The organism is Yoonia vestfoldensis, from assembly GCF_002158905.1.
GTDB classification, from domain to species: Bacteria; Pseudomonadota; Alphaproteobacteria; order Rhodobacterales; family Rhodobacteraceae; genus Yoonia; species Yoonia vestfoldensis_B.
Window position 1 is genome coordinate 112,710 of the sequence record NZ_CP021431.1, and the last position, 26,999, is coordinate 139,708.

General features: G+C 59.0%; 26 protein-coding genes, 2 pseudogenes and 1 other annotated feature. Of the genes and pseudogenes, 20 read left to right on the forward strand and 8 right to left on the reverse strand.

Translation table 11 applies throughout. The annotated features are described in order from the left end of the window. Nucleotides 1-81 precede the first annotated feature (81 nt). From LOKVESSMR4R_RS00535 to LOKVESSMR4R_RS00545, 3 genes are read left to right on the forward strand one after another with little or no spacing between them, the layout of a single operon-like run. Nucleotides 82-1,608 carry a tyrosine-type recombinase/integrase gene (locus LOKVESSMR4R_RS00535; protein WP_087205766.1) on the forward strand — a complete coding sequence of 509 codons (1,527 nt, stop codon included), beginning with the start codon at nucleotides 82-84 and terminating at the stop codon, nucleotides 1,606-1,608. Then, nucleotides 1,605-2,516, forward strand: a complete 912-nt coding sequence (locus LOKVESSMR4R_RS00540; protein WP_087205768.1) for a tyrosine-type recombinase/integrase — start codon at nucleotides 1,605-1,607, stop codon at nucleotides 2,514-2,516. The genes LOKVESSMR4R_RS00535 and LOKVESSMR4R_RS00540 overlap by 4 nt, the downstream gene beginning before the upstream one ends. Beyond that, a complete protein-coding gene (locus tag LOKVESSMR4R_RS00545; protein WP_087205770.1) occupies nucleotides 2,513-3,517 on the forward strand; it encodes a tyrosine-type recombinase/integrase in 1,005 nt (334 codons plus the stop codon). The genes LOKVESSMR4R_RS00540 and LOKVESSMR4R_RS00545 overlap by 4 nt, the downstream gene beginning before the upstream one ends. Before the next feature lie 40 nt (nucleotides 3,518-3,557). Here LOKVESSMR4R_RS00545 and LOKVESSMR4R_RS00550 read toward each other — a convergent pair whose 3' ends face one another. Further along, the gene (locus LOKVESSMR4R_RS00550; protein WP_237331869.1) at nucleotides 3,558-6,119 is read right to left on the reverse strand and encodes a TOTE conflict system archaeo-eukaryotic primase domain-containing protein; all 2,562 of its coding nucleotides are present in this window, start codon (nucleotides 6,117-6,119) and stop codon (nucleotides 3,558-3,560) included. Nucleotides 6,120-6,242: 123 nt separating this feature from the next. On the opposite strand from LOKVESSMR4R_RS00550, the pseudogene LOKVESSMR4R_RS00555 reads away from it, so the two are divergent. The 7 genes and pseudogenes from LOKVESSMR4R_RS00555 to LOKVESSMR4R_RS00585 form a co-directional block, all read left to right on the forward strand. Then, a pseudogene (locus LOKVESSMR4R_RS00555) lies at nucleotides 6,243-8,027 on the forward strand (strawberry notch C-terminal domain-containing protein); the annotation flags it as partial. 126 nt (nucleotides 8,028-8,153) lie between these two features. After that, the gene (locus LOKVESSMR4R_RS00560) at nucleotides 8,154-8,540 is read left to right on the forward strand and encodes a DUF6878 family protein (protein WP_087212286.1); all 387 of its coding nucleotides are present in this window, start codon (nucleotides 8,154-8,156) and stop codon (nucleotides 8,538-8,540) included. 1 nt (nucleotide 8,541) lies between these two features. Beyond that, nucleotides 8,542-8,952 (forward strand): DUF6915 family protein, encoded by a 411-nt coding sequence (locus LOKVESSMR4R_RS00565; protein ID WP_237331870.1) that lies wholly within the window; start codon nucleotides 8,542-8,544, stop codon nucleotides 8,950-8,952. Between the two features lie 147 nt (nucleotides 8,953-9,099). Next, on the forward strand, nucleotides 9,100-9,402 hold the full coding sequence (locus LOKVESSMR4R_RS00570) for a hypothetical protein (protein WP_087205774.1): 303 nt from the start codon (nucleotides 9,100-9,102) through the stop codon (nucleotides 9,400-9,402). Between the two features lie 124 nt (nucleotides 9,403-9,526). Beyond that, nucleotides 9,527-10,255 (forward strand): DUF736 family protein, encoded by a 729-nt coding sequence (locus LOKVESSMR4R_RS00575; protein WP_087205775.1) that lies wholly within the window; start codon nucleotides 9,527-9,529, stop codon nucleotides 10,253-10,255. Between the two features lie 515 nt (nucleotides 10,256-10,770). After that, nucleotides 10,771-11,940 carry a methyltransferase domain-containing protein gene (locus LOKVESSMR4R_RS00580; RefSeq protein ID WP_087212290.1) on the forward strand — a complete coding sequence of 390 codons (1,170 nt, stop codon included), beginning with the start codon at nucleotides 10,771-10,773 and terminating at the stop codon, nucleotides 11,938-11,940. Nucleotides 11,941-12,007: 67 nt separating this feature from the next. Continuing rightward, a complete protein-coding gene (locus LOKVESSMR4R_RS00585; protein WP_087212295.1) occupies nucleotides 12,008-12,457 on the forward strand; it encodes a GNAT family N-acetyltransferase in 450 nt (149 codons plus the stop codon). Here LOKVESSMR4R_RS00585 and LOKVESSMR4R_RS00590 read toward each other — a convergent pair. Then, a protein-coding gene (locus LOKVESSMR4R_RS00590; protein WP_420645897.1) for an IS3 family transposase occupies nucleotides 12,393-13,627 on the reverse strand; the annotation gives its coding sequence in 2 pieces (ribosomal slippage) (nucleotides 12,393-13,330 and nucleotides 13,330-13,627; 1,236 coding nt in all). The two genes, LOKVESSMR4R_RS00585 and LOKVESSMR4R_RS00590, sit on opposite strands and share 65 nt — an antisense overlap. Then, nucleotides 13,224-13,340: a sequence feature (AL1L pseudoknot), on the reverse strand. It overlaps the preceding gene by 117 nt. Nucleotides 13,628-13,880: 253 nt before the next feature. On the opposite strand from LOKVESSMR4R_RS00590, the gene rsgA reads away from it, so the two are divergent. Continuing rightward, nucleotides 13,881-14,957, forward strand: a complete 1,077-nt coding sequence (gene rsgA / locus LOKVESSMR4R_RS00595; RefSeq protein ID WP_087205777.1) for a ribosome small subunit-dependent GTPase A — start codon at nucleotides 13,881-13,883, stop codon at nucleotides 14,955-14,957. Nucleotides 14,958-15,397: 440 nt separating this feature from the next. Here the strand turns inward: rsgA and LOKVESSMR4R_RS00600 are convergent, their stop codons facing one another. After that, nucleotides 15,398-15,856, reverse strand: coding sequence for a DUF6915 family protein (locus LOKVESSMR4R_RS00600; RefSeq protein ID WP_420645898.1), 459 nt, complete (start codon nucleotides 15,854-15,856; stop codon nucleotides 15,398-15,400). Further along, nucleotides 15,856-16,275, reverse strand: coding sequence for a DUF6878 family protein (locus LOKVESSMR4R_RS00605; RefSeq protein WP_087205779.1), 420 nt, complete (start codon nucleotides 16,273-16,275; stop codon nucleotides 15,856-15,858). The genes LOKVESSMR4R_RS00600 and LOKVESSMR4R_RS00605 overlap by 1 nt, the downstream gene beginning before the upstream one ends. A 176-nt stretch (nucleotides 16,276-16,451) precedes the next feature. Between LOKVESSMR4R_RS00605 and LOKVESSMR4R_RS00610 the strand changes: the two genes are divergently transcribed. The 8 genes from LOKVESSMR4R_RS00610 (at nucleotide 16,452) to LOKVESSMR4R_RS00645 (ending at nucleotide 22,637) form a co-directional block, all read left to right on the forward strand. Beyond that, on the forward strand, nucleotides 16,452-16,952 hold the full coding sequence (locus LOKVESSMR4R_RS00610; RefSeq protein WP_157898091.1) for a hypothetical protein: 501 nt from the start codon (nucleotides 16,452-16,454) through the stop codon (nucleotides 16,950-16,952). 161 nt (nucleotides 16,953-17,113) lie between these two features. Beyond that, entirely contained in the window at nucleotides 17,114-17,377 is a 264-nt protein-coding gene (locus tag LOKVESSMR4R_RS00615; protein ID WP_087205783.1) for a BrnT family toxin, read from the forward strand. After that, complete coding sequence (gene brnA, locus LOKVESSMR4R_RS00620) at nucleotides 17,364-17,579, forward strand: type II toxin-antitoxin system BrnA family antitoxin (RefSeq protein ID WP_066009074.1); 216 nt, start codon at nucleotides 17,364-17,366, stop codon at nucleotides 17,577-17,579. The genes LOKVESSMR4R_RS00615 and brnA overlap by 14 nt, the downstream gene beginning before the upstream one ends. A 99-nt stretch (nucleotides 17,580-17,678) precedes the next feature. Further along, nucleotides 17,679-19,319 carry a DNA methyltransferase gene (locus LOKVESSMR4R_RS00625; RefSeq protein ID WP_087205784.1) on the forward strand — a complete coding sequence of 547 codons (1,641 nt, stop codon included), beginning with the start codon at nucleotides 17,679-17,681 and terminating at the stop codon, nucleotides 19,317-19,319. Next, nucleotides 19,274-20,875 carry an Eco57I restriction-modification methylase domain-containing protein gene (locus LOKVESSMR4R_RS00630; RefSeq protein ID WP_157898092.1) on the forward strand — a complete coding sequence of 534 codons (1,602 nt, stop codon included), beginning with the start codon at nucleotides 19,274-19,276 and terminating at the stop codon, nucleotides 20,873-20,875. The genes LOKVESSMR4R_RS00625 and LOKVESSMR4R_RS00630 overlap by 46 nt, the downstream gene beginning before the upstream one ends. 112 nt (nucleotides 20,876-20,987) lie before the next feature. Further along, a complete protein-coding gene (locus LOKVESSMR4R_RS00635; RefSeq protein WP_157898093.1) occupies nucleotides 20,988-21,737 on the forward strand; it encodes a DUF6338 family protein in 750 nt (249 codons plus the stop codon). Between the two features lie 304 nt (nucleotides 21,738-22,041). Then, nucleotides 22,042-22,296: a type II toxin-antitoxin system HicA family toxin gene (locus LOKVESSMR4R_RS00640; protein ID WP_087205790.1), complete on the forward strand. Its 255-nt coding sequence runs from the start codon at nucleotides 22,042-22,044 to the stop codon at nucleotides 22,294-22,296. Then, entirely contained in the window at nucleotides 22,293-22,637 is a 345-nt protein-coding gene (locus tag LOKVESSMR4R_RS00645) for a type II toxin-antitoxin system HicB family antitoxin (RefSeq protein WP_087205792.1), read from the forward strand. Before LOKVESSMR4R_RS00640 ends, LOKVESSMR4R_RS00645 begins: the two co-directional genes overlap by 4 nt. A gap of 46 nt (nucleotides 22,638-22,683) precedes the next feature. On the opposite strand, the gene LOKVESSMR4R_RS19985 is transcribed toward LOKVESSMR4R_RS00645, so the two are convergent. Together LOKVESSMR4R_RS19985 and LOKVESSMR4R_RS00650 are read right to left on the reverse strand one after the other, a co-directional pair. Further along, nucleotides 22,684-23,025 carry a hypothetical protein gene (locus LOKVESSMR4R_RS19985; protein ID WP_157898094.1) on the reverse strand — a complete coding sequence of 114 codons (342 nt, stop codon included), beginning with the start codon at nucleotides 23,023-23,025 and terminating at the stop codon, nucleotides 22,684-22,686. Next, nucleotides 23,018-23,695: a ParA family protein gene (locus tag LOKVESSMR4R_RS00650; protein WP_087205794.1), complete on the reverse strand. Its 678-nt coding sequence runs from the start codon at nucleotides 23,693-23,695 to the stop codon at nucleotides 23,018-23,020. The genes LOKVESSMR4R_RS19985 and LOKVESSMR4R_RS00650 overlap by 8 nt, the downstream gene beginning before the upstream one ends. A gap of 486 nt (nucleotides 23,696-24,181) precedes the next feature. Here LOKVESSMR4R_RS00650 and LOKVESSMR4R_RS00655 point away from each other — a divergent pair, with 486 nt between their 5' ends. Further along, complete coding sequence (locus LOKVESSMR4R_RS00655; protein ID WP_087212131.1) at nucleotides 24,182-24,892, forward strand: IS6 family transposase; 711 nt, start codon at nucleotides 24,182-24,184, stop codon at nucleotides 24,890-24,892. Nucleotides 24,893-24,943: 51 nt separating this feature from the next. On the opposite strand, the pseudogene LOKVESSMR4R_RS00660 reads toward LOKVESSMR4R_RS00655, so the two are convergent. Next, nucleotides 24,944-25,828: pseudogene (locus LOKVESSMR4R_RS00660) on the reverse strand (GDP-L-fucose synthase family protein); the annotation flags it as partial. Between the two features lie 4 nt (nucleotides 25,829-25,832). Next, nucleotides 25,833-26,954: a GDP-mannose 4,6-dehydratase gene (gene gmd / locus LOKVESSMR4R_RS00665; protein WP_087205796.1), complete on the reverse strand. Its 1,122-nt coding sequence runs from the start codon at nucleotides 26,952-26,954 to the stop codon at nucleotides 25,833-25,835. Between the last annotated feature and the right edge of the window lie 45 nt (nucleotides 26,955-26,999).

A 26,999-nucleotide genomic window follows, 5' to 3' on the forward strand; every position in this document is an offset into this window, starting at 1 on the left:
GTTGTTCTGCTGATTCATTTTCGGGTTTCCACTTTGGATAATCATGATGCCTCTGCTCTCAACCGCAGAAGGACATCCCCCATGAACTCCCCCTCCAACTCTCCGCTCGGCGGCCGTGCTGACGCCGACGACGTCGCTCTGGTCAGTGCCTATCTCGCAGACAATCCCCGGCTCTCGAAGGGCGCCGTGGGTGCCGCCCGGCATTTTCTGAAGTGGGCACGCGCCCGGAAGATCCCGACCAGAGACCTCGACGCATCGGCGGTGGATCGGTTCCTTCGCCATCGCTGCCGCTGCGGCCGCTACAGCCCTGCGCAACTGTGCAAGCCTGCCTACGCCACAGATACACGCAGATTCCTGAGCTATCTCGAAGCCACCGGGGTGGTCTTCATTGCAAATGAAGTCGCCCGGCTCGGGCAATATCTGGAGGCCCATGCAGAGAAGCTCTGCGCCACCGGATATAGCAAGGTGACGTACTCGACGCAGCTGACTCAGGCCCGCCATTTCGCGGAATGGGCGCTGCTGATGCGTGTTCCGGCCCACGGAATCGATGAGGCTACCATCGATCATTTCGCACGGCATAATTGCCGTTGTGGGGAGAAGACCAAACATGGCAAGGACATGCTGGGCTCGCGCCTCAAGAACCGCCGCCGTGGTGCGCGTGCTTTTGTCCGGTTCCTGAGAGATGAGGGTCTGATCCCGCCTGAAGCGCCTGACTGCGTTACCACCTGCGATCCGCGCCTGACCGAGTTCTCGGAATGGTTGCGCCGCGAACGTGGGGTGACGCACGAGACCGTACGGCGCTTCTTGTACGAAGCGAGCCGCTGGCTGGATAGCCTCGGGGCAACCCCGAAAGACTACAACGCGGCGGCAATCCGCTCGATCGTTTTGAACCAGGGCGAAGAGCGCTCAAGATCTTCGGTGCGGATGACGGTGACCGTTCTGCGCGCTTTCTTGCGCTTCACGATTGTTCAGAATCAATGCGCCCCGTTGCTCCTGTATGCTGTGCCATCTGCCGTTTCGCGCAAGCTGTCAACGGTACCACCGACGATCCCTCGAACCAAAATTGAAGAGATAATAGCGTCCTGTGGAACCAAAACGCCTGTCGAGATACGGGACCGCGCCATACTCCTTCTGCTCGCGCGGCTGGCTTTGCGCGCCGGTGACATCTGGCAATTGCGGCTGTCAGACATTGACTGGCGTGCGAGTCGGTTGCGATTGCATGGCAAAGCCAGACGCGAAGTTTTGGTACCAATACCACAGGATGCTGGGGATGCGCTGCTGACCTATATCGAAGATGTGCGTCCGGTCGTCACAACTGACAGGGTCTTTCTGCGCATTCAGGCGCCATTCACTCCGTTTCGGTCCTCTGCTGAGATCGCCGGGATCGTTTCCCGTGTCCTTGCCCGGGGTGGCTTCACCGGTCTGCCGACGGGCGCGCACGTGTTTCGCCATTCACTGGCATCGGCCTGGTTGCGCGGCGGCGCGGATCTTGATCAGATCGGTGTCGCGCTTCGCCACAGCTCGCGTGATACGACCGCGATCTATGCCAAGGTCGATATCGAGATGCTGGCAGGTGTGGCCCAGCCTTGGCCGGAGTGCGCATCATGATGCATTCCCATGTCGATCGCTTCGTTCAACTGAACCGCGCCCTTGGAAAGAAGTTTGCCGCGCAAGAGACGTCCTTGCGCTCTTTCGCGGATTTCGCTGCAGACCGATCAGCCAGCCACGTGACAACTACCCTGATATTGGAATGGGCTGGTGGCGCCTCGACGCCAGGTGCCGTGCAAATCCGGGTCGATCAAGCCCGGGCGTTAGCCGTATTCCTGCATGCGGAAGATGCGCATCACGAGATACCGCCGTTGAATCTGCTGGGCCGTTCACGACGGCGGCGGCCCGCCCCGTATATCATGACGCAGGGCCAGATCAGTCGGATCATGCGGGAAGCGCTTCTGGTGCCGGGCCTGACATCAATCAGCCCGCTGACTTACCACAATCTTATCGGTTTGCTTGCATCGACAGGTTTGCGGATTTCGGAGGCTTTGTCCCTCCGGTGCGACGACCTGACCGACGACGGTCTCATGATCCGGCATGGCAAGTTCGGCAAGAGCCGCCTCGTGCCGATACATGCTTCGACCCGCGCCGCGCTTGACCGCTATCTCGAAGCCCGAGGCGTCGTGCGCAATCCCGGCGATGATCTTTTCGTACTCGGCCATGGCCGTGCCCCGACGGCGACCAGGGTCCACGTGGTCTTCGTCCGGATCGTCCGCAAGCTCGGATATCGCACTCCGACTGGTCCCGGACCCCGGCTGCACGATCTGCGCCATACATTCGCGGTGCGATCTCTGGAAGCCTGCGGGAACGATCCGCAGGCGGTCATGCGGCACATGAAGGCCCTGAGCACGTATCTCGGCCATGTCGATATCGCCAACACCTATTGGTACCTTGAGGCCACGCCAGTGCTGCTGGAGATGATCGCCTCGACCGCCGAAGAGACCTGGATCGGAGGTGCAGCATGACCCCGCTCGCTCCCGATCTTTCGGCCTTCATGCAAACCCATCTTCCGGGCGAGTGCGGTGCAAGCCGACATACCATCGCAGCCTATGCCCACGCGTTCACCCTCTTGCTGCGGTTTGCCGCTGGACGGCTCAAGCGCTCCCCTTCGGAACTCGCAATCGAAGACCTCGATGTTCAGATGATCAGGGCGTTTCTTGAACACATCGAGGTAGGGCGCGCCAATTCCGTCCGGTCCCGCAACGCGCGGCTGGCGGCGATCAAATCGTTCTTCCGTTTCGTCGAACATCGCCACCCGGCCTGTCTCGAGCAGGCGCTGATGATCCGAGCCCTGCCCGTCAAGCGCACGGATACAAGGCTCATCGACTACCTGACCCGGGAAGAACTCCAGGCCCTGCTTGCCGCACCGAACCGCCATACGCTTGGGGGACTGCGTGACCGGGCGATGCTGCACCTGGCCTATGCTGCGGGCTTGAGGGCGTCCGAGCTGCTCGCAGTGCGAATGGGCGATTTTCCTGAAGGCTCGTTTTCCAGCGTGCGGATTCTTGGCAAGGGTCGGCGGGAGCGGATTCTGCCGCTCTGGAAAGAGACCCAGGCCGCCATTCGCGCGTGGCTGGCTGTCCGGCCAGGCGATGCGGGGCCGGAACTATTCCTGAACCGTGATGGTCGCCAGATGACACGGGACGGGTTCGCCTACAGGCTCCGGCAGCATGTGGTGACAGCTGAACGCTCGGCGCCGTCGATCGCCGCAAAGCACGTCACCCCGCATGTGCTACGACACAGCTGTGCGATGCATACACTTCAGGCAACCGGCGATGTCCGCAAGGTCGCGCTCTGGCTCGGTCATGCCAGCATCCAGACAACGGAGATGTATCTGCGCGCAGACCCGACCGAGAAGCTCGCGCTCTTGGATGCCCATCACGCACCGTTGATCAAACCGGGCAAGTTCCGGGAACCCTCGGACAAGCTGATGCAGATATTGGCGGCGGCCACGCAGCGTTCCTGACCGGACGCGTAACAACTGGCGTCCCGCGTCCGGCGGGGCGCTATTCCATCACATAGCCGAGCGCCCGATAGCCTGTTCGTCGCTTGGTCGCCATTCTGGACAGGACCGGAACCGAACTGTCGACATAGTCGACCACCAGGACGTCTTTCTTTCCGTCATGTTGCCGATGCAACCTGCCGACATATTGCGCCAGCGTGCCTTTCCAGGCGATCGGCATGGTCAGGAACAGGGTGTCGAGCCGCGCATCATCGAAGCCCTCACCGATGTAGCGCCCTGTCGCGAGGATCAGCCGTTCCTCATCGTCATCGACAGTCAGCCCCGCATGCGCTGCCTTCCGGTCCTTTGCGGACATGCCGCCGCGGAGCACGATAATGTTTTTCGCAAATCGGGAGAACCGGTCCTGAAGATACTGGAGGTGATCCTTCCGTTCGGTCAGCACGATCGGCGAGCGTTTGGCCTCCAGTGATTTCAGCACATCGTCGAAGATCAGATCGTTTCGAGCAGGGTCCTCCGCTAACGCGGCATAAATTGCAGGTATGGATGGGCGCTCCGCCATGGCGAGGGGCTCCGGCAAACGGAATCTCGTGTGACGTTCACGCGCCCGATGGTGAATGCCGCTTTCGGCGGCCTGCGATTTGGCGCTCACCTGATGGCGCACGGGGCCGCATTGCATGAAGATGATCGGATGATGTCCGTCTTTTCGGACGACGGTCGCCGACAACCCGGTGACGTAGCGCGCCTTCGATCTGCGGGCGACCAGTTCAAAGCTTGACGCAGACAGATGATGGCATTCATCGACGATAAGGTGTCCGTAGTCGGCAACAATGTCGTCTACTTCGCCTTTGCGGACCAGGCTCTGGATCAGCGCCACGTCGATCACACCGGTAGGTTTGCGTTTGCCGCCGCCGATGGTGCCGATCAGCTTCGGGTCGATCTGCAGAAAGGACTTCAGCCGCTCGACCCATTGGTTTAGCAGTTCCCGGCGGTGAACCAGCACCAGTGTATTGCGTGCACGATGTGCGATCAGCGCCGCGGCCACGACCGTCTTGCCGAATGCGGTCGTGGCGGCAAGCACACCGGTATCATGTTCGGCCAGGGCGTCAAACGCGCGCGTTTGCGGCGGGCGAAGTTCGCCACGGAAGCGGACCGTCTCCGGCAAGCGGGTTCCGTCTGCACGTAAATCGTCCAGGTCGGCTGTCGCACCGTGATCGGACAGGAACCCGATCGCTTCGTCGAAGCAGCCGCGCGGCAGGGCGACGTGTCGGGGATGTAGTTCGGCACAGGACACAATTCGCGGCTTGCCGAATGTCGGCAGCCGCATCGCCTGGGCGCGATAGAATTCGGGGTTCTGGAACGCGGCCAGCCTGACCAGTTGGGCAATCATGGCCGAAGGCAGCTCTGACCGGTCGAGATAGATCTGGTCTGCGACTGTCACCTTGATGGTTTGCGGGATGGGCACATCCAGACGTCGTGGCGTGCTGTGGCGTGACGGAGACATCTTCCAGGGCTCATTCGCCTGTTCGTCATCCACCGGCATGCGCACGCCCAACACCCGCCCGGAAAGCTCCGCCGTTTCGACGAGGTCACTCACCGCTGACGCCGACATTCTCGGCAGGGAAGACAAAAAGGCCCACTGATCGTCAAATGGCCGCATTCCCGCGTCCACAAAGACGCTGTTGCCAGCCTTGCGCGCAGTGTTCTGAAGCGGCAGTGCGATCAGATTGCCGAAACCGCCGAGCGGCATGATATCCTGGTTTGGAAACAGCCGGTCATAGGAGGCAAAGCCAATCTCCGGCCGCCTTTCCATCGTTTCCGTGATCAAAACCGATCCGAGCTGGCGCGCCAGACGGGCGGACACGGGTTCTGAGAAGAAGATCCAGACATGACCGCCGTTGCCCGATCTCGACCGCTCCAGCGCTGCAGGGACTCCCTTTGCTCGGCAGGTTTCCAGCAGCGCACTGGCGTCTTCCGCCCAGGATGCCTTGTCAAAATCCGCAGCAAGAAACCAGCATGTATCACCCTGGAGCAGCGGGTAGACGCCCGCGACAAAATCCCCGCTGCGTCCATCATCACCGCGCAGGTGTTTTTCCATGATGCACTCATTCGGAGGGATGAATTTCTGATGTGGGCACTCGCCGCATTTGACCTTCGGCTTGCCGCAAATGCCTTTCACCCATTCGTTGGCACAAGCAGGCGAATATCCTGAGCGTTCGGTCTTCCTGTTTTCCCACCGCACAGGAAACACGTCAGGCCGACCGGCGAATAGACTTCGGAACAGATCGACCTTTTCATGCGACGGCGAACTGTTCGTCACCGGAGCGTCCTCGAAGGAAGGCTGTTTCACGGCTGGCGCGTGCTCAGCGGCGAGGCGAACCTCGAGGGACGCCATCTCGCGCTGAAGCTGCTGCCGTTCGGCATCCAGATTGGCTAGACGCGCTCGAACCCGCGCCATTTCCGCCTCGATGTTGCTCTTTTCTGCCACCGCGGTTTCCACCCAATCCTTTCCGTCCCGTCCAGCATAAAGCGGGAAAGCGGCTCGCGTAAGCAGGCTTTCTCGATCGTCAGCACGGCCGCCGAGCGGAGAGTTGGAGGGGGAGTTCATGGGGGATGTCCTTCTGCGGTTGAGAGCAGAGGCATCATGATTATCCAAAGTGGAAACCCGAAAATGAATCAGCAGAACAACAGGTTGAAATCCCGAACTCCGCATAACGGTGACGCGGCATATTATGTTCTGGGCTACCTCGAACAGGCATTCCCGATCCACGCGCAAAAGCTCGTGGAGATCGACGGCAACATGGTCGCGGAACCCTTGCGGGATGAGGCGGGCGCGCTCGTTGTCTCGCGCGAGGCGCTCGCTCTGCGGGATGCGGCCATGATGGAATTGATGGCGCTGGCCCCGATCCCCTCGGCGCTCGATCAGATCCTATGGGCCTTTGGTGAAGAGGCTGTCTCCGAAGTCACGGGCCGGTCCATCCGGCCCCTCAAGGCCGAGGATGGTCATCTCTTCATCGAAAAGCGCGCCGCCAGCAGCAATTCCTCCGAAACCCAAGCCTTCATGGACGCCGAAAAGGATATCCTGATCTTCTCCGATGCGGGCGGCACGGGCCGGTCCTATCACGCGGCGCAAACGGCGAAGAACCAGAAACGGCGGCGGCACTACCTGCTGGAGCCCGGCTGGCGCGCGGATGCGGCCATCCAGGGGCTGGGACGCACGCATCGCTCTGCCCAGGTCAGCGCGCCGTTCTTCCGGGTCTGCACCTCCGATGTGCATGGCGAGAAACGCTTCACCTCAACTATAGCCAAGCGCCTCGACCAGCTGGGGGCCTTGACCAAGGGTCAGCGCGAGACCGGCTCGCAGGGCATGTTCCGCGAGGAGGACAATCTCGAAAGCCCGATCGCACGGGCCGCGCTGCGTGGGTATTTCGCCGATCTTGCCGCCGGGCGCGCCGAGGCGATGAGCTACGAGAGCTTCACCGACTGGACGGCCCTGCGGCTGATCGACAAGGACGGGGTGCTCCTTGAGGAGCTTCCCCCGATCCAGCGGTTTCTGAATCGGGTGCTTGCCCTTCCCATCCACATGCAGAACGCGCTCTTTGCCGAGTTCATGAGGCGGATTGCCGATCAGTCTGAGCGGGCGCGCGCGGCGGGCACGCTCGATCTCGGCGTGGAAACCCTGCGCGGCGAAAAGATCGAACAGGTCTCCACAGAGGATCTCTGGACCTGCCCGAAATCCGGCGCCGTGACGCGGATCATCGGACTTGAGGTGACGGACCCGGTCCACGTCCTTGGGGCAGAAGAGGCCATGTCGCGCAATCCCGACAAGCTGCCGATGGTCAATCGCGCTTCAGGTCGGGCGGCGCTCCTCTCGGCACGGCCCATGCAGATGTATGACGAGGACATCGTCACGCTGATGCGGAAGGCGGTGCGGCCAAGCGGCTCGAGCTACCTCGAGGAGACACGGTTCGAGGCCTCGGCTTGGGAAGAGATCGGCAAGCCTGAGTTCGCACGGCTTTGGGATGCGGAGGCTGCGTCCCTGCCAAAAACCACCACGACCAAGCTCTACCTGTTGACTGGGCTGCTGCTGCCGATCTGGAAGGATATCCCGACCACGAATGAGCGCATCTACCGTGTGACGCCAGACGGAGCGATAGCGATGATCGGGCGCACGTTGAGCGAAGAAGGGGCGGCCGCGCTCCGCGCCCGCTTCCTCGTCTGCAATCCGCAAACGCCGCAAGAGATGCTGACTGCCGCCTTCGGCACCTCCGCGCCGGTCGATCTGGGCCGGGGTCTGACGCTGACCCGTCGCCGGGTCGCAGGCGAGATGCGCCTCGAGTTCTCTGGTGCGGATCGGGGCATGATTGAGGGTCTCAAGGCCCTCGGCTGTTTCACCGAGATCATCGCTTTCCAGCTACGGGTGTTCCTGCCGCATGGGGACGGGATCGACACGGGAAGCATTCTGGCCCGGATCGTGGGGCAGAGGCCTGCCATCACGGCAGACCAACCCGCCTGAAAAGCCAAAGCAGGCTTTGGGTGGGGCGTCGCGGATCGGGATTTGACCGGTCTGCGCGTTCCTGGTGCGCGGGCAGGCCAATGGCACGCCTGCGCGCGCCCCAAATTCAGACAAGAGGACAGACCCATGACCAATCCCCAGATCGACTATGCCGCGCTTGCGGCTCAGTGGCGCGCGGAGCGTGAAACCACCTTGAAGGCATCCCGAACGGAGCTGCTCGCGCAACTACGTGCGCTTGGCATCAGCGAGGTCACTGCCGAATACGAAGGCTATGGCGACTCCGGCAATGTCGAGGATGTGACGGTGCAGCCTGCAGAGGTCAAACTGCCGGAGGCGCTTGCCACAGAGGTTAGCGACTTCGCCTGGTCGCTCGCCTATCACCATCACCCGGGGTTCGAAAACAACGAGGGCGGCTATGGCACGCTGACCTGGGACATCACCGCCGACAGTGTCACCTTGGATCACGCGGACCGCTATGTCGAATGCTCGCACAGCTATGTCGAGGGTCTTTGAGATGGCGCATCCGCTTCATCATGCTGAAAGCTCTGCCCGAAAATTCGGCGGGGTGCCATCTGACTATCAGTCTGTGCACGATTGGTTTGACGCCTCGAAAGAGCACCTCGCGCTCTTCACGCACCGAGCCATGCGCCACCACGCTCAAGGCCTATTCGAGGCCGAACGTGTCTTCGGCCTGACCCTGACCAATAGCGCGGGTCGGGACATACCCGTGCGCTGGATCGGCGAGCAGCATATCCGCGAAGACTGTCAGGGCCGTATCCCGAGCATGGCGGACTGGCTGCGACGGATCCAGCCCGAGCCATGGATGGCCAATGGCCACACCGGCATGCCGGCGATGAGCCCTGCGGCGACCCAAGGGTTGCCTGGGCCTCCGAGGTTGCCGCCGGAAGAACGGTTCTTGGCCTGAAGGATTGGATGGCGGCGCGCGCGACGCAAGCCACGCAAGGTGCCTGACAGCTCTCGGCCGTTGGCCAAACAAATGCTGCATGGAAGCCCGGTTGGACGACCGGGCTTCTTGCGTCGTTTCCCCACCATTCTTCTTGAGGAGGTTCGCATGACATTCGAAGACATCAAGGCCGCCGTCGATGCCGGCCAGACCGTGCACTGGGCCAATACCGGCTACGTTGTCCACAAGGACCGGTTCGGTCAGTACCTCATCACCTATGTGCCGAATGGTAGCTGCATCGGTCTGACCGACCGGGGCGGGCACCGGTTGAACGGAAAAGAGGCGGAGTTCTTCATCGCGCGATTGGAGGACGGCGCGGAAAATCCGGGCAGCCAATCAAGACCAGACCGGCACGGGAGGGGCGTAGCACCCGGAGGCGCGGGGGCATTACCACTCGGACGGCAGCTCTGACCCGTGGGCGGGGCTGAAAGGAAAGCAGGCTTTCTGATTTGTGATCCCACGAGGGGTCGAGAATGCAATCCCGGATGCGCTGGCAAGGACGTCAGACACCGGCCAATCCAAAAGGAACCATCCCATGTTCGCAGGAACCCTCACCCGCAATGTCGAGACCGCAGCCGCTCAGTACACCGGCATGATCCACTCGACGCGCTTTGACATCGCCATCCAGTTGGAGGCGCGGGCCAAGATGTCCGAACGCAGCCCGGATTTTGACGTGACGGCAGTCAACAAATCAGGCCGCAAGGTGCGCATCGGCACGGCCTGGAACGAGACCGGCAATACCAGCGGCAACCCCTACATCTCGATGCAGATCGATGTCGGCTTCGGCCCGTTCCGGGTCAACGCGGTGCAGACGAAAGAGGCGCGTGCGGCCCAGAGCGGCGAATTCGAGATCATCCCGCTGGTCTCGAACGGCCTGATGAAATCCGGCTCGATCTCGGGCGAGCTCACCGCCATGGACGCCGACAACGCATTCACCGGCTACATCGCCAACATGATGTTCGATCTGGAGTTCATGCTGATCGAGAACGGCTACAAATCCGAGGAGACTCACCCTGATTATCGCATCGAGGTCAGCTCGCCCCGGGGCACGCCGATCCGCGTCGGCTCGGCGTGGATGGCCAAAAGTAGCCGCACGGGCAATGACTACTTGTCACTGCTGATCAACACGCCTGATGGCGACCTGCGCGTCAACGCCGTGCAGAACGAAGAGCAGCGCGGCGGGCAGACCTTCTCGATCATCCCGTTCATCGACAGCGGTGAGCAGCCGCAGGACGCGGGCGCGGGGTTGTCGCTGGTCGCATGATCAACGCGCGAGGTTAGACGAACCGCACAGAAAGGGGAGCCGTGGGATCACGGTTCCCCTTTTTCTGTACTGGTGTGGTTGAATGAACCCGGCGTACATTGCAGATGTTCGTGTCGCCCGCAGCTAATGCAACCGAAGAGCCCGAGTCGGCCATTGTGATTTTGTGCTGCGTGCGCTCGCAGCGTGATAAATGCGGCATGAGCGAAAAAGTTCGTGCTGCCGCGCAGCGGTTCAACCGGCCATTCGTGGATGTCGCGGCATAGATCAGGCGTCGAATTTACAAGATGCCGGACAAAACCGACCATGGAACTCTTCTGATGAGCGACCGCTTTCACTATGTTGCACTCTAAGTGAAGTGTTGCATTGCGCTGTACCGCCGTTCGCTGCTTCCAAAACAAATGACTGCGTTCTTGTGTAAAGCCGACATGGTCACTTTTTCCCTTGACCTGTCTATAGCTTCACACTTTAGGACGACCACAACGGTCAAGAATCGGTGTGAATGGACAAAGAAGCGGATGGTGCAGATTTCGGAACTGGCGGAGAGTGTGGGCCTGTCGCGCGCGACGCTACTCTACTACGAGAAGCTCGGTCTGCTGAAGGGCAAGCGGCAGGCGAACGGCTATCGTGTCTACACCGATGCCGACCGGCAGCGGCTACGGCTGATGCAGCAGCTTCAGGCGGGTGGATTGAGCCTGGAGGAATGCCGAGCCTGCCTTGATGGCAAGCTCGATCACGATGTTTTGGAACAACGGCTAGAGACCCTCGAGCGTGAGATCGCCGAGAAGACACGGTCGCGCGATCTGCTTGCGGCACTTCTCGGGCGTTCGAGCCTGAAGGGATGGCATGAGGAGGTTGAGCGGGTCGCGCCTGACCTGCATCGCGCCTGGCTGATGACACAAGGATTTTCCAGCGAGGAGGCCGCGCGTGTCGCGTGGGTATCGAAGGACATGAACGCACACGATGATTACATGGCCAGCTTCATGGAGGTGTTCTCCGAGCTCGACTGGTGGGGACCGGCAACACCAGCGGCGACGCGACGCGCACTTGGAATGGTGCCCTTCGCGCCACAAACGATCCTCGAGATCGGGTGCGGCCCCGGCATGGCGACGATGACACTAGCGGAAGCGACGACCGCCCAGATCACTGCAATCGACACGGACGACGGCGCATTGGATCGACTGCGGGCCCGGGTGGCGACACGGGATCTGGGCGAGCGGGTCACGGTGCGCAATCTGGATATGGCACAGCTTCCAGTGCCGGATCAGCCTTGGGATGTCATTTGGGCCGAGGGCAGCGCCTATATCATCGGTGTTGAGCGCGCGTTGACCGACTGGCGCAAGCTCCTGCGCCCCAACGGCGTATTGGTTTTTTCCGAGATGATGTGGCGCACACAGACGCCGTCGGACGAGCTGCGCGCCTACTGGGCCTCGGAATACCCAGCCATGACGCATGTTCCGGAGCGGCTCGCCCAGGCAAAGCACGCCGGTTACCGCGTGCTCGGCCATTTCGACATGGGGCGAGAGGCGATGGACACCTACTACCGCCCGCTGGAGGCACAGGTCGCGGCAATGGAGGCGCGTCTCGCGGGAAGCCGTGTGCTTGAAGACCTGCGCGCAGAACTGGCCGCCTATTACGCTTGCGACGGCCTCGTGAGTTTCGAGATGTTCGTGCTGCAGAAGCCCTGAAAAGGTGGCGCGATCTGAATTTCAAATACAACTGGGCGGGTCTCACCCCGCCAACGGAGAGAAGACAATGGAGTTTTCAACGGACTACGAGACCCACGCCGAGAGGATCGTGGACCTCTTCGGGGCGACCTTCACGGCGTCAGAGGGCGCGGAAGAAGGCGCGCTGATCGGCGGCCTAGTGCGTCGCCTGATCGCAGAGACACCCGGTGACGACCTTCGTGTGTTCACCGCATGGGAAGACCGCGCGCTCCTCGGCGGCATCCTCTTCTCACGTCTGGCTTACGAAGGCGATCCGCGCACGGTCTTCATGATGGCACCCGTGGCGGTGGCCACCGAGCATCAAGGCAAGGGCCTTGGGCAGCAGTTAATTTCCCACGGCCTCGACGTGCTCAAGCAGGAGGGTGTGGATATTGAACCGCCCCGGGTTTACCGGAGAGTTTGTGGTTCAATGATTACGCTGCTTTTTCGTCAACGTTCAAGTTTGCGTAGAATGCCTCCTCTGCTTCGTTCGGTGTAATGTATCCGATGGCGCTGTGCAGGCGCGTTTTGTTATACCAGTCGACCCACTTGAGAGTTTCCCATTCGACTTGGCCGACCGATTTCCATGGACCGAGAAACTTGATGACCTCGGTCTTGAACAGGCCGATGATGCTTTCGGCCAGGGCGTTATCGTAGCTGTCACCAACGCTGCCCACCGAAGTATCAATCCCAGCCTCGGCCAGCCGTTCGGTGTATCGGATCGACAGGTATTGGCTGCCACGATCGCTGTGGTGGATGAGCTTGTCCGCCTCGGACGGGGCGCGCTGGCAGATGGCCTGGTTCAAGGCATCGAGCACGAAACCGGTGGTCATCGAGGTCGAGACGCGCCAGCCGACGATTTTGCGGGCGAAGACGTCGATGACGAAGGCCACATAGACCATGCCCTGCCAGCTGGAGACATAGGTGAAGTCACTGACCCAGAGCTGGTTCGGCATAGCGGCCACGAAAGCCCGGTTCACCTTGTCGTCCGGGCAAGGTTGTGCCGTATCGGGGTTGGTCGTGGTCACTTTCTTGCCCCGCACAACCCCTTGTAATCCCATAGCCTTCATAAGCCGCTCCACAGTGCAGCGAGCGATATCGTGCCCGCTGCGGCGTAACTGGTGCCAAACCTTGCGCGCGCCGTATCGGCCCCGACTGCCATCGAAGGCCTCTTTTATGGCGGCCATGTCCAGTTGATCCTGCTTAGCCCGATCCGATGCCAGGTCCGGATCACGCTCCACGGCCTTGAGGGCGTAATACGTCGATGGTGCGATCCCCAGAACCCGGCAGATCGGCTCGACACCATGGACACGACGGTGATCGTCGATGAACACGATCATTTGCGAAACGGGCGGTCGAGCTCCGCCGCTGCGAAATATGCGCTGGCCTTCTTCAGGATCTCGTTGGCCTGGCGCAGTTCACGGACCTCACGCTCAAGTTCCTTGATCCGATCCTTCTCGGCAATTGTCAGCCCAGCCCGCTGCCCGGCATCGCGTTCGGCCTGCTGACACCAGACGCGCAGGCTGTCCGGTGAACAGCCAAGCTTCGGCGCAATTGCCTTATAGGCTGCCGTGTCGCTGGCATAGTCAGCACGGTTCTCTCTGAAAAGCCGAACACCACGTTCACGCAGTTCGGCAGGATAGGCGGGGGTATGTCGATTCTTTGTCATAGGGTTCATCCTTTGAGTGTTTTACTCTCCGGTAAACCCAGGGCGGTTCATATCGCCGTCACCTATGGCGATCCAGCTTTCTACGGTAGGGTCGGGTTCGCACCCGTCTCGGAGGTTGTCTTGTCCGCGCCCCACACGCTCCAGCAGCCGGAAGGCTGGATTGCCCAATCCCTGACTGACGCGCCGTTGACGCCAGTGAATGGTCCGGTGCGCTGTGTCGCTGCCTTCAACGATCCGGCGTTGTGGTAGCGTGATGGTCCGTGATTACTCGGCCTTCTTGCTTGGCGCGAAGACGACGCAGCGCACACCCACCGTCTTGGAGGGGCTGGGCTGGAGTCCGGTCTTCGCCAGGCAGATCGACGCCGACGCGCTGACCGCGACGCCTCCTGTACGTGTGCTCTCTGTGCATCGCAGCGGCTTGCAGGTGGCGGGCGATGGTATCGAAGAGACAATTCCACCGGGACCAGAGGCCACAGTGGGCGACTGGCTCCTTATGGAACGCGCACGTCCCCGCTCAAGCCAGGTGTTGGACCGCAAGAGCCTGATCAAGCGTCGCGCGCCGGGCACGGGGCGCGAAGTGCAACTGATCGCAGCGAACATCGACACGGTTTTCGTGGTCACTTCCTGCAACACCGATTTCAACATCGCCCGGCTAGAGCGCTATGTCGCGCTGGCCTTTGAGGCCGATATTGAGCCTGTGATCGTGCTGACCAAGGCGGATCTCGCAGAGGATCCCGCGTCCTATGTCACTGCCGCTCGAGCCATATCGGACCGGGTTCCGGTGGTGGCGCTCGACGCCCGCGGCGACGAACCTGCTCAGGCGCTCGTCGACTGGTGCAAGCCCGGCCGTACGGTCGCCTTTCTCGGCTCATCCGGCGTGGGCAAATCCATGCTCTCCAACGCGCTTCTCAGTGCGCAGGCCATCGCCACCCAGGGCATCCGGGAGGACGACGCGAAGGGCCGACACACGACGACACGCCGTGAACTGCACGTGACCCCGGGCGGTTGCCTCGTGCTTGACACGCCAGGCATGCGCGAGCTGCAACTGACTGAAGCCGCAGAGGGGATCGCAGGTGTCTTCGAAGACATCGAGGCTATGGCCGCGCAATGCCGCTTTGCCGATTGCCAGCATGAGACAGAGCCGGGCTGTGCCATCCGAACCGCTGTCGACGATGACAGGCTAGACCCCGCCCGCCTCGCGCGCTGGCGTAAGCTTCAGGCCGAGGACGCCTTCAACTCCGCCAGCCTAGCAGAGCGTCGTGAAAAGGACCGGGCATTCGGAAAAATCGTGCGCAGCGCGGTAGGGGCAAAACCGCGCAATAAAAAATAATCTGTCGCGTCGCTGTCCATACTTGCAAAGGCGCGCAACCAAGCCAGAATTTCGAAAAATGCCATACGGTCGCTCCCTCAATGTGAGCTTTGGGGGCCTAAGTGCAAGAGTTGTTGACGGTCTGAGAGTTCCGCTAAGGTCTGTGAGTTCTGAAGCGATTTCGCGGTCTACCCGTAGGCGGCCATTCGTTCACCGCGCAGCATCGGTCATTCTGGGCTCACTGCCGACTTTCGCTGCATTTTTGCCCAATGGCTGCTTTGGCGCAACGGTCAAACTTTGCGAACTCCGCTCCCTGCGCATAGCGGACATTCAAATTATTTGACGTTGCACGTGCAGCAAACGTCTGCCGGCAATCATGCCGAGCGGATCAATCTTGAAACACGGATACCCTCAAAAAGCCGCCCAATCGCGCGGACCATTGGGCGGCTTGTCCGGGGACGTTACCGCGTCTCCGATCGCATCTGGTGCTGTGCGGCCCAGTCAGCATACCCCAGCGTGGTCTGACGCGCGGCGACAGCCTGACGCCATGCCGTGATATCGGCATCGGTGATATCCATCTCGACATCCGGCAAGATTGCACCGTTCACCATCCAGCTTTCGATGGGCAGGTTTTTCAGCCAATCCGAAACCGTGGGGATGCACCGACAATCCTCGCGGACATGTTGCTCGCCGATGAACCGCACCGGCACAACGCGTCCGGCACTATTGGTTATGGTCGCGCCAAAGACCTGCTCGCTTTCCCATATGCCACTGGCATGATGACGCAATGCGCGATGACCCGGCAGGGCTAGGTGCTGCTTTGTTGCATCGAACCACGCGTGCACGGCAAGGTAATCATCGGGTTGGCCGCTGAACTTGCGGGCCGAGCTCTCCGCGTGATGATAGGAATGCGCCATCATCACAGGTCCTCATATGTGTAGAGGTTGTAATCGGTGAACCGTTCGCGGTGCTCGATCTGGATCTTGTCTGCGTCGATCTCCCAGACCACTTCGCCATCACCGCCGTCGTTGTTTTCGAAGCCGGGGTGAAGCGCATAGGCCATCGACCAGATAAAATCCCGCAATGCCTCTTCCTGTGCCGTCTCGATCATCGCGGTGACCGGGGTGAACGTGATATCTTCGACATTGCCGCTATCACCATAGGCATCGTATTGCGCGTCGACGCGCGTCACACCTTTGCTTTGCAGAAACGCGTGCAACACGGCGCGATCCTTGGCATTGCGGGCATCCCGTACCGCCTTGTCCTTCTCCATGAACGCCATGATATCGATCGCATCGATCATCGGTGTATCGGTTGGTGTTTCGTTCTCGCTGGTCATGTCCGGGTCTCCTTCAAAATGGACTGTTGAACACCCTGACACGAAGAAAACTTTCACCTTTCCAACCACGGCTCCGCCAAAGCCTGCGGGTTTTTTTGTTGCGCAAAAGATAGTTTACGCTCTAGCGTTTGTCCCGAGATCGGCCGTTCAGCCGATGGATGGACGAGTGCCGCCTTATGTCAGTTTTAACAATCAGACAGACCGTCATGATGTGGGGTGGATTTGGGCGTGGATTTCCAGTGACCCCCGCTGTACGCGCGATGGATGTAACGGCAGTTATTCGCGAGGTGCGGCCTTCCTGGGGACCAGCCAATCGCATTGCCAGTGTTCATATCGGGGTTGAGAAGTTTTTCTGGCCACGGCCCAAGGCAGACGAAGTTGCACTTCGGCGTCAGATTATCGATGCTCGCCGTGTTCTGCGCGAACAGGGCTTCACTCACATCGCAGTCACAGGACCTTTCCTGATCGATGTTCGCAGCCGGACGCTACTTGCAGAAGCAACAGCGTTTCGCAATGCGCGCGCGGTCGCCAAGCCGGTGCAATGGATATACCAAGCGCGCCTTTGGGGCGCCTGTCGGTTAAACCCGCGCAGGGCCAAAGCCCAAGGCGAACGCCTGCGCCAACTGAGGGCTTTTGCAGGACCCGGCTTTGCGACTTACGGAGTGTTCTGCCTGTAGCGGCTCTGGCGTCGGCGGTTGTTCACCGCAGTTTGGGCAATCCGCGGCGTCATCGGGGCGAACCCCGCCACAATACGGACATTTCACTGCGTCAGCATTATTGTGTGATCGTCACCTCAAAAGATATAGTAAATATACCTTTATCATCTTATGTAGAACAGATGAAGTTCGAGTATGACCCCGACAAGAGCACCGCGAACCGTGAAAAGCACGGGATCGACTTTGATGAGGCCCAGGCTCTCTGGAATGATCCTTATCTGATCGAGGCCCCTGCCAACGTCACGGATGAGCCACGCTTTCTGGCGGTTGGCATGATCGGGGCCAGACACTGGACGGCTGTCTACACATACCGGAGCGACCGGGTGCGGATCATCTCCGTGCGCCGCGCTCGCAAGCAGGAGATTGACCACTATGAAGGCGACTGAATTCGACGAACGCTTCGACGCGGGCGAAGACATGTCCGCCCATGTCGATTGGACAAAGGCGCGCCGCCTCAATGTCGAGGCAAAGCGGGTGAACGTGGATTTCCCGACCTGGGTCGTCGCCGGTCTGGACCGGCAGGCTCAGAAGCTCGGCATCACCCGTCAGGCGCTGATCAAGATGTGGATCGCAGAACGCCTCGAATGAGGGCCGTTGCGATCAGGCACGAATAAAGCCAAGGCTTGTCGCCATCCACAAGACAGCATCGTAAAGCCGACCGATGGCGGCAAGAAAGACCGATAGTTCATGAATTTGTTCAACCGTAAGACTCTGAAGCGCCACATCAAAGCCGATCCGATCCCGTCAGACCATCTGGCTGCGCTGGAAGCCTGGGCAGAGCTGATCAGCTCGGGCCGGATTGGGCGTCTGAAGGAAACCGCCCTGCATGGGCAGTTCGCCTCCAAGATCGTTGAAGATGTTCTCGGCTACCATGGTCCGGCTGGCGGGGCAGATTACAACGTCTCAACCGAACAAAATATTCTGCGCGGCAGCGTCGATCTGGCGCTTGGCCGCTTTGGCGGCAAGACGCCAGACATCGTGGCACCATTCGAGCTGAAGGGCGCGGATACCCGCGACCTCGATGCAATCATGCCGGGCCGGAACAAGAGCCCTGTTCAACAGGCGTGGGAATACGCCATGAACGCGCGCGGCGTGAAATGGGTGCTGGTCTCGAACATGATCGAGCTGCGCTTCTACGGTTTCGGGGAAGGCACCTCGGCCTATGAGGAATTCCGCCTCGACCAACTGACAGACCCCTCAGAATACGCGCGCTTCATGCTGCTTCTGTCGGCGGAAAATCTGCTGTCTGGCCGCACGGCTGATCTGCTGAAAGAAAGCCGCCGCGAAGACAAAGACATTACCGACAGCCTGTATCAGGATTACAAGGACCTGCGCCTCAAGCTCCTGAGTGCTGTCCAAAAGGCCGATGTCGCGATTGCGCCTCTCGATGCGATCGCCCTCGCGCAGAAGATCCTTGATCGGGTGCTGTTTATCGCCTTTGCCGAAGACACCGGCCTTCTGCCAGACAACACGCTGGAAAATGCGTTTGTCGCCCGTGACGCTTACAATCCCCGCCCCGTCTGGGACAATTTCAAAGGGCTGTTCCGCGCCATCGACGAGGGCAACAGCAATCTGAAAATCCCGCGCTACAACGGGGGGCTGTTCCGCAAAGACCCTGTGATCGACGGGCTGAACATACCCGATGACATCTGCGAAGGGTTCAAAACCCTGGGCGAGTATGACTTCGCCTCCGAGGTCTCGGTCACGGTCCTAGGCCATATCTTTGAACAGTCCATCGCGGACGTTGAACGCCTGCAAGCGATCGCGCGCGGTGAAGAGGAAGAGCCCGAGAAAACCACCGGCACAAGCGGGCGGCGCAAGCGCGACGGGGTGGTCTACACCCCTGATTACATCGCGCGCTTCATCGTGGCCGAAACCCTGGGAACGCATCTGCGGGAAATTTTTGAGGACACCTTGCGCGCTCACGCCAAGAAGGGCGCGGATGTCACCGACTACGAAAACATCCCCTGGCGGAAAAAGTCGGCCGAGCTGGAAGCCTGGCAAGCCTATCGCGATCGCCTGAAAACCTTGCGCATTGTCGATCCCGCCTGTGGCTCCGGTGTGTTCCTGATCATGGCCTTTGACTTCATGAAGGCCGAACTGACCCGCGTGAACGACAAGATCAAAGACCTGCTGCCCAAGGCCGAACATTTTGGCGATCTGCTCGACTATGTCCCAGACAGCGAAATTCTGACCGACAACCTCTTCGGCGTGGACGTAAACGAGGAAAGCATCGAGATCACCAAGCGTCGCTCTGGATCAAGACCGCCCGGCGCGGCAAGGTGTTGGACAGCCTGTCGGGCAGCATCCGCGTCGGTGACAGCCTGATCGAGGATAGCAACTTCGCCTATCTCGACCACGCCTTCACCTGGGAAACGGCCTTCCCCGGCGTCTTTGCCGAAGGCGGCTTCGACGTGGTCCTGGGCAACCCGCCCTATGTGCGGATGGAATTTCTGAAGCTGCTGAAACCCTATCTGGAAAAGCGCTATGAGGTCGTTTCCGACAGGGCCGATCTTTACTGCTACTTCTTCGAACGTGGCCTGCGCCTGCTGAAACCGGGCGGGCGCTTGGGCTATATTTCCTCAAACACCTTCTTCAAGACCGGATCGGGCAAGCCCCTGCGCGAATATCTGCGGCGCGAGGCGATCCTCGAATGCGTTGTCGATTTTGGCGACCTCCAGGTCTTCGAAGGGGTCAACACCACACCCGCCATTCTGACCATGAAGCGTGGATCGGCACCGAAGGGGCATGACCTGCGGTTCTGGCAACTGGACGCCCTGCCAGAAACCAACTTTCAGGCCACATGGGAAAAGGCCGCAGGGCCATATCCGCAGGCCGCCCTTGGGGCCGGTTCATGGGAACTGGAAAACACCGCCTTGCGCACCCTGCGCGACAAGATCAGAACAGGTAAAAGGACCCTGAAGGACGTCTACGGATCACCGCTCTACGGAATCAAGACGGGCCTAAACGCCGCCTTTGTGATCGACAGCGCCACCAAGGAACGCCTCTGCGCCCAGGACCCCCGGTCAGCTGATCTTCTGAAGCCCTTCCTTGAAGGCAAAGACCTTCAACGCTGGCGGGCGGTCCCGCGCGGTCTTTGGCTGATCTACATTCCCAAGAACCGGATCGAGATTGACGACTACCCGGCCATCCGCGACTGGCTACTACCCTTCAAGGCCGGTTTGGAAGCCCGCGCCACAAAACAGGAATGGTTCGAGCTGCAACAGGCGCAAGAAGCCTATGCGCCCCACTTCGCTGCGCCCAAGATCAGTTATCCCCACTTCTCGCAGGGCCGGAAGTTTTCCTTTGAGCCGCAAGGCTACTTTTCAAACGACAAAACCTATCTCATTCCATCTGAAGACAAGGCACTTCTAGGATTGTTGAACTCTACCCTGATCTGGGGTGTGCTACGCGGCATTTGCACCGCAATGCGCGGGGGCGAGTGGCGCTTAGAGCTACGGGTTCAGTATCTGGAACAAGTGCCCATCCCGGCGTGGAACGATAAGGCGCGGGCCGATCTCGCCGTAGCAAGTGAACGAGCCAGCAAGGCGGCACAGGAACGCCTGACCCTGCAAACCGCCTTGACCCGCCGCATCCCCGATCTCTGCCCGCCTGAACGCGAATTCAAGCTGACCAACAAACTCAAGGAATGGTGGACCATGCCCGACTTCGCCGCCTTTCGCGCCGAGGTGAAGAAAGTGTTCAAGGCCGACATCCCGCTGGCCGATCGCTCCGACTGGGAAGACTGGATCAACCGCGACCGCGCCGAGATCGCCCGCCTGACCGCCGAAATCGCCCAGGCCGAAGCCCAGATCGACAGCATCGTCTATGACCTGTTCGATCTGACCGAAGACGAAATCGCGCTGCTAGAGGCTGCAATATGACCGATACGCCAGCACGAAGTGATACAGCTCTCTATGCTGATGCTGTCGCAGCGATCACAGCACATCAACACCGCGCAACCGTAACAAAAATAAACTCGTGTGAGGGGCAGTAGTGGATTTTGCTCTCGCGCAATTGGCGCTTATTTTCATGCCCGGCATTATTTGGGCGACTATTGATGCAAAGTACGGCGCAGGCTTGAAGCCCCAGCAAACGACGCTTCTGATCCGGGCCTTCATGTTTGGAATGGCAACATACGCTGTTCTGTTCCTGATTTATCTAGTATTCGGAAAGTCTTTTGGGTATCAGGATTTGGTAAACGGCCCAGAAAGTGTGAATTTCTTCGAGCTGAAGGATGAAATCGCGTGGTCGGTTCCGCTTTCATTCTCCCTCGCGGTCTGTTGGTTGTGGATTGTCAAATTTCGGCTTTTGGTAAAGCTTCTGCATAAGATCGGAGCTACTCGACGCTATGGTGATGAAGATGTGTGGAGCTACACTCTCAACTCTGATCAAGCGAACGTGGAATACGTTCACTTCCGAGACCTTGAGAACGGATTCATTTTCGCGGGCTGGGTGAACGCATATTCGGAAAGCGAAGATTTTCGCGAGATTTTGCTCGCAAGCGTGATCGTGTATGATGAAGCCGGAAACGAGATTTCACGCCCCCCGTTTCTCTACCTGTCGCGCCCAAAAAACAGCATCTGGATGGAATTTCCCTACCGAGCTGAAGGATACAAAGATGTCAGAGAAGAAAATAATCATCAGAGATGGCAGCATCCAAAAGGGTGGGCAAAACGTGGCGACTTCACAAGTGACGTCACGCCCCCCACCTCCTACCCCGACTCGTCCGGCGGGCGGCTCTGATAAGAAATAGATTTAGCACCGCCCGGGGGCGTCTGCGGCAAGCGCTAGGCGTGTAAGTTTGTGACCTTCAGGTAGAGCTACCCACCCTGAAACAGCCCACATCCTCGCACTTATAGTCTGTGTGCTCTTTAGCACGATAGGGTATGCCGTGCAACTATGCAATGAAACGTACAGTTTTTTAACAATTCATAGTTGCGGCGCATAATAATGATTATGTTATTTAAGACGGTTCACCTGCGTAGCCGCGGCACCAAAGACACGCTCATCTGCTTGCATAAATCGCTATCACGCTCTATGTGGTCCCATGAACAACAAACATCGCAGGACACTTGATAACGTCTTTTCAGACCCAGTGTCTGGAACGATCGAATGGTTGGCAATCGAAAAGCTGCTTATTGCGGCAGGCGCTGAAATAATCGAGGGCAACGGTTCCCGGGTGCGCTTTGTAAAGGACGGTGTCGTTGAGACGTTCCATCGTCCGCACCCAGCGAAGGAAGCAAAACGTTATCAGGTTCGTTCCGCACGCGCGTTTTTGGAAAGGATTGGGGTTACTCCATGACAAATACTATGACTTACAAAGGCTATGCTGCCCGCGTGGTTTACGACGACGAAGACGGGATCCTGACGGGTCAGATTGCTGGCATTCGTGACGGTGTTGGCTTTCATGCCGACAGCGTCGAAGAGCTAAAAGAAGCGTTCTATGAGGCCGTCGATGATTACGTTGAGACCTGTGCGAAGATTGGGAAAGAACCACAAAAGCCCTACTCCGGCCGCGTCATGTTCCGCGTTGACCCAGAAGTTCACCGGAAGGCTGCATTGGCGGCGGAACTGTCAGGTAAGAGCCTCAACCAATGGGCCGAAGAAGTGCTGAACCGTGCAGCACAAGGCCATCCAGGTTAACATCTTCCCCATTTATCAAACGGAAGATGTCAGTTAGTGTATCAGGTCAACGCTGCTCACTGTTGGGTTCTGTCTCTGTATAGCGCTCGAGTAACGCCTCAATCACCTTCCAGTACGGCTGGTTAGTCTCAATACTAATAGTTCTTAACTGAGCCAATATACGTTCGGGTCCAGTTATTAGGATTTTGCCTTGCGGCTCCTTGTTCAACTGCCGTCGATCCTTGGGTTCGTGCGTACCAACGCTTGCAGTATCTCTTGGAATAAAGCCGATTTCTTGCCCCGCCTTTACAGCAGTTTGAACATTCTGTTTCGAAGTATTGCTGGTTCGCTTGGGCAATTTCGGAGGTGTAAATGTTTCGTCAGTCTCATCGAAGCCATAGTCAGACATTGTTTATCTCCGCCAGTTCTAGGATGATTTCTTTGGTGAATGCGTTAGCATTTTGAATTGCTTTGTCTACGTTTGCTACTTTTTTGTCAAAAAGTTCACTAAGCAGGTCAGCCTCACGGAATATCCGTGTGTACGCCGATCGTCTGACGATTGACGTTTTCAGAATTTCTACATTTGGTAACGATCGGCGCACATCCCGCTCATCATTTGTTTGAAATGCTGCATTTGTCCTTGTAAACACGAGTCTGTACTTCACTTCACGTCCAATCATTTTCGACGTTCGTTTCACCAGTTGGAGCGCCCTCCCCGCTTGCCTGGTCTCCATTGGCGTTGGTTCAAACGGAATCACACACATGTCACTTTGTGACAGAGCAAAGGTTACCAATTGACTGGCAGTCCCCTCCATATCCAAGCAGACAATATCGTATTTTGCTGATAATCGCTCTACAACTTCGATGATTTCATCTTCTGATCGACATGACTCAACGTGAAATGGGACCCCCCTATCCTCTTCTCTACGTTTCTTAGCCCATCCGACGAGATTTAGATTTGGGTCACAATCCAGGAGTGCCACGGTGTACCCCATCTGAGCAGCAGCTTCTGAAAAGAGCAGACACGTTGTTGTTTTGCCTGTGCCACCCTTGGGGTTAGCGAATGTAACGACTGACATGAAGTTAACCTCATTTTGATATCATATAATGATACTAGCACCTGCATATTAATGTCAATATAATATTAATCGCATAGCATCAAGAATATCATATTAATATTATAACGGTTCGATAAGATATTGCTATCATGTTGGTATTAGGTCAATATGAATGTAATATGCCTGAATGACACGTGAAACTGGGGATATAACCCCCCCCCTGCCCCAGCCTTGCAACACTTCCTCGGACCATAATTGGGTCATATATACAAAATGCGAACCCAAAATCGTTGTTCGCGTGTCGTGGGGAGAGCGATGCGCAGCGCCGTGTAAAACACGAGCGCTCCTTCGCTAATGGCCATCTCAGGCGGCACCGGCAGACCGCTTCATCAGCCCGTTCAGCAGGTTACGCCAGCCGTCCGCGTTATCTCACCTGGAACCCGTCGCTACTCATCCGTACGGCATTGCCAAGTTGTTTGTGCTGCTCGACTTGGGTAGAGGTGCAGCATGCAAATCCCATCGTCCATGCCGCGCCTGAAGGGCTTTCGTTATCCGCGTGAGGTCGTTGCTTATGCGGTTTGGGCGTACCACCGCTTTGCCCTGAGCACGGCGGATGTGGAAGACCTGTTGGCGGAGCGCGGCGTGATTGTCAGCCGCGAAGCTATCCGCCTTTGGGTCAACCGGTTTGGCACGCATTTTGCGGGCTGTATCCGTCGGGATCGATTACGTCCGAACGACAAATGGCACATGGACGAGGTTGTGATCACGATCAATGGCGTGAAGCACTGGCTGTGGCGTGCGGTGGATGCCAACGGCGACACACTTGATATTCTTATGCAAACACGGCGCAATGCCAAAGCCGCAAAGCGCTTTCTGGCAAAGCTGATTGCTCAATTTGGCCAACCGAGGGTGATCATCACCGACAAACTGCGTAGCTACATCAAACCAATCGCACGCCAGGCACCGGGAGCCGATCACCGTGCCCACAAGGGGCTTAACAATCGAATAGAAGGCAGCCACAGGCCGACGCGGCGACGAGAGAAAATCATGGGCCGATTTAAATCGCCAAGACAAGCGCAACGTTTCCTTGCAGCCCATGACCAGATCAACACGATCTTCAAACCTCGCCGCTATCGCCTCACCGCTAACTCCTATCGTCATGCAAGGGCAGATGCGTTCAACCTCTGGGCCGACTATGCCCGCGAGATGACCGCCTGACGGGCTTGGCTCAGGTTGCATTCGGTTCGGTAAAAATAACTTGGCAACGCCCTTGGGGGTCCAGCCCAACCGGCCTATCCGCGCGGAAGCCAGCAATTTGCGCGGCGTGCCGTCGGGTTTTGTGCTGTCGCAGACAATCTGGCCGGTGAAGCCTGTGATATCGGCGATCATCCGGGCCAGATCGAGGATGCTGATATCGTGCCCTGATCCGATGTTCAGATGGCTTTGCGTGGGCTGGGTTTCGGCGGCCAGCGCATCGGCATCCAGCCCCATCACAAAGACGGCGGCCGCAGCCAGATCATCGACATGCAGGAATTCGCGCCGGGGCGTGCCACTGCCCCAGATCGTCACGCGGTCAGCCCCGCTTTGCGCCGCCGCATGGAACCGCGCCAGCAGGGCGGGCAGGACATGCGCATTCTGGGGGTGAAAATTATCGCCCGGTCCATAAAGATTGGTCGGCATGATCGACCGGTAATCGGTGCCATATTGCTGGTTATAGCTTTCGCATAATTTGATCGCGGCGATCTTGGCCACCGCATAGGGGGCGTTCGTGGGTTCCAGCGGACCGGTCAGCAAGGCCTCTTCGGTGATCGGCTGGGGTGCATCGCGCGGATAGATGCAGGATGATCCCAATTGCAGCAGATGCTGCACGCCTGCGGCATGGGCGGCATGGATCACATTGGCGGCGATCATCAGGTTGTCATGGATGAAATCCGCCGGATAGGTGGCATTTGCCATGATCCCGCCGACACGGGCAGCGGCCAGCACCACCGCATCGGGGCGCTGGGCCTGCATGAAATCGCGCACCGCGCGCTGGTCGGTCAGGTCCAGCTGCTGCCGGTCCGCCGTGATCAGATCATGCCTGCCGGTCACCGCCAGTTGCCGCAGGATCGCGCTGCCGACCATGCCGCTGTGACCCGCGATATAGATGCGCATCCGTCTAACCCTGCATCGCCATCGGCAGGTCCAGCCCATAATCGCGCAGCACCGCCTGCCTGCGGGCGGCGCGGTAATCTTCGGCGACCATTTCGGCGCACATCTGGCGCGCGCTGATCTGCGGGGTCCAGCCCAGCTGTCTGCGCGCCTTGGACGGATCGCCCAGCAGCGTATCGACCTCGGCGGGGCGGTAATAGCGCGGATCAATCCGCATGATCGTATCCCCGACGCGGATCTTGGGGGCCAGATCGCTGCGCACGGCGGTGACGACGGCGGTTTCCGTGCGCCCCTTGCCGGTAAAATCCAGATCAAGGCCCAGTTCCGCCGCAGACCAGCGGATGAAATCGCGCACCGAATGCTGCACACCTGTCGCGATGACGTAATCCTCGGGCTGGTCTTGTTGCAGCATCATCCACTGCATCCGGACGTAATCCTTGGCATGGCCCCAATCGCGCAAGGCGTCGATATTGCCCATATAAAGGCAGTTTTCCAACCCCAGCGCGATATTGGCCAGACCGCGCGTGATCTTGCGGGTCACAAAGGTTTCGCCGCGCCTTGGGCTTTCGTGATTGAACAAGATGCCGTTGCAGGCATGCAGGCCATATGCCTCGCGGTAGTTCACGCAGATCCAATAGGCATAGAGCTTTGCCACCCCATAAGGGCTGCGCGGGTGAAACGGCGTGGTTTCGGTCTGCGGCGATTGCGTGACCTGCCCGTATAATTCCGAGGTCGAGGCCTGATAGAACCGTGTTTTGGACTCCAGCCCCAGAAACCTGATCGCTTCAAGCAGGCGCAGCGTGCCCAAGGCATCCACGTCGGCGGTATATTCGGGGGCTTCAAAGCTGACAGCGACATGGGATTGCGCGGCAAGATTGTAAATCTCGTCCGGCTGCACCTGTGCAATGATCCGGGTCAGGTTGGAGGCATCGGTCAGATCGCCATAATGCAGCATGAAACGGGGATGATCGGTTTGCGGGTCCTGATAGATGTGGTCGATCCGTGCCGTGTTCAGGCTAGAGGCGCGGCGCTTGATTCCATGTACCTCATAGCCCTTGGCCAGCAGGAATTCCGCAAGATAGGACCCGTCCTGCCCCGTCACACCCGTGATCAGCGCGCGTTTTGTCATCAGCCGGCCCCATTGCAAGGTTCAGTCACCACTTTGTCGCCAAGC

Coding starts and splice junctions, on each gene's coding strand:
- LOKVESSMR4R_RS00535 (WP_087205766.1), top strand. CDS start 82: ATGAACTCCCCCTCCAACTCTCCGCTCGGCGGCCGTGCTGACGCCGAC.
- LOKVESSMR4R_RS00540 (WP_087205768.1), top strand. CDS start 1,605: ATGATGCATTCCCATGTCGATCGCTTCGTTCAACTGAACCGCGCCCTT.
- LOKVESSMR4R_RS00545 (WP_087205770.1), top strand. CDS start 2,513: ATGACCCCGCTCGCTCCCGATCTTTCGGCCTTCATGCAAACCCATCTT.
- LOKVESSMR4R_RS00550 (WP_237331869.1), bottom strand. CDS start 6,119: ATGAACTCCCCCTCCAACTCTCCGCTCGGCGGCCGTGCTGACGATCGA.
- LOKVESSMR4R_RS00560 (WP_087212286.1), top strand. CDS start 8,154: ATGACCAATCCCCAGATCGACTATGCCGCGCTTGCGGCTCAGTGGCGC.
- LOKVESSMR4R_RS00565 (WP_237331870.1), top strand. CDS start 8,542: ATGGCGCATCCGCTTCATCATGCTGAAAGCTCTGCCCGAAAATTCGGC.
- LOKVESSMR4R_RS00570 (WP_087205774.1), top strand. CDS start 9,100: ATGACATTCGAAGACATCAAGGCCGCCGTCGATGCCGGCCAGACCGTG.
- LOKVESSMR4R_RS00575 (WP_087205775.1), top strand. CDS start 9,527: ATGTTCGCAGGAACCCTCACCCGCAATGTCGAGACCGCAGCCGCTCAG.
- LOKVESSMR4R_RS00580 (WP_087212290.1), top strand. CDS start 10,771: ATGGTGCAGATTTCGGAACTGGCGGAGAGTGTGGGCCTGTCGCGCGCG.
- LOKVESSMR4R_RS00585 (WP_087212295.1), top strand. CDS start 12,008: ATGGAGTTTTCAACGGACTACGAGACCCACGCCGAGAGGATCGTGGAC.
- rsgA (WP_087205777.1), top strand. CDS start 13,881: ATGGTCCGTGATTACTCGGCCTTCTTGCTTGGCGCGAAGACGACGCAG.
- LOKVESSMR4R_RS00600 (WP_420645898.1), bottom strand. CDS start 15,856: ATGATGGCGCATTCCTATCATCACGCGGAGAGCTCGGCCCGCAAGTTC.
- LOKVESSMR4R_RS00605 (WP_087205779.1), bottom strand. CDS start 16,275: ATGACCAGCGAGAACGAAACACCAACCGATACACCGATGATCGATGCG.
- LOKVESSMR4R_RS00610 (WP_157898091.1), top strand. CDS start 16,452: ATGTCAGTTTTAACAATCAGACAGACCGTCATGATGTGGGGTGGATTT.
- LOKVESSMR4R_RS00615 (WP_087205783.1), top strand. CDS start 17,114: ATGAAGTTCGAGTATGACCCCGACAAGAGCACCGCGAACCGTGAAAAG.
- brnA (WP_066009074.1), top strand. CDS start 17,364: ATGAAGGCGACTGAATTCGACGAACGCTTCGACGCGGGCGAAGACATG.
- LOKVESSMR4R_RS00625 (WP_087205784.1), top strand. CDS start 17,679: ATGAATTTGTTCAACCGTAAGACTCTGAAGCGCCACATCAAAGCCGAT.
- LOKVESSMR4R_RS00640 (WP_087205790.1), top strand. CDS start 22,042: ATGAACAACAAACATCGCAGGACACTTGATAACGTCTTTTCAGACCCA.
- LOKVESSMR4R_RS00645 (WP_087205792.1), top strand. CDS start 22,293: ATGACAAATACTATGACTTACAAAGGCTATGCTGCCCGCGTGGTTTAC.
- LOKVESSMR4R_RS19985 (WP_157898094.1), bottom strand. CDS start 23,025: ATGTCTGACTATGGCTTCGATGAGACTGACGAAACATTTACACCTCCG.
- LOKVESSMR4R_RS00650 (WP_087205794.1), bottom strand. CDS start 23,695: ATGTCAGTCGTTACATTCGCTAACCCCAAGGGTGGCACAGGCAAAACA.
- LOKVESSMR4R_RS00655 (WP_087212131.1), top strand. CDS start 24,182: ATGCAAATCCCATCGTCCATGCCGCGCCTGAAGGGCTTTCGTTATCCG.
- gmd (WP_087205796.1), bottom strand. CDS start 26,954: ATGACAAAACGCGCGCTGATCACGGGTGTGACGGGGCAGGACGGGTCC.